The organism is Pseudomonas sp. YuFO20, assembly GCF_035064975.1.
Lineage (GTDB): Bacteria > Pseudomonadota > Gammaproteobacteria > Pseudomonadales > Pseudomonadaceae > Aquipseudomonas > Aquipseudomonas putida_AE.
The window spans coordinates 1-434 of sequence record NZ_JAXDEO010000182.1 but is presented as its reverse complement, the minus strand read 5'-3'; the positions used below and the strand labels follow the sequence as shown (position 1 = coordinate 434).

General features: G+C 63.8%; 1 protein-coding gene. It reads right to left on the bottom strand.

The features are described from left to right. Positions 1-434 (bottom strand): proton-conducting transporter transmembrane domain-containing protein (locus SOP85_RS31160; protein WP_323629428.1); only part of this gene is annotated, 434 nt, incomplete at both ends.

The following is a 434-nucleotide window of genomic DNA, read 5'->3' as shown; positions in this document are numbered from 1 at the left end:
AACGGCGGAAGCGCCGAGATCGCAACGCAGCCGACGAGAAAGACGAAGCTGGTAAGCGGCATGCGGGGGATCAGGCCGCCCAGTTTCTCCATGTCGCGTTCGCCGGTGGCCGTCAGCACCGCACCGGCGCCGAAGAACAGCAGGCTCTTGAAGAACGAATGGTTGAGGACGTGGAACAGCGCGGCTGTGAAAGCGAGGGCCGCCGCCAGGCCGTAGCCGTTCGCCTGAAACGCCAATGCGAGACCGAGGCTCGCGAACACGACGCCGATGTTCTCGATCGTGCTGTAGGCGAGCAGGCGCTTGAGATCCTTCTCCATCAGCGCATAGAGGATCCCCATCACCGCGGTCACTCCGCCGAGCACGAGAACGACGACACCCGCCGACCAGTTCGGCGGTCCGAGCAGATCGAACACGACGCGGATGAATCCGTAGAC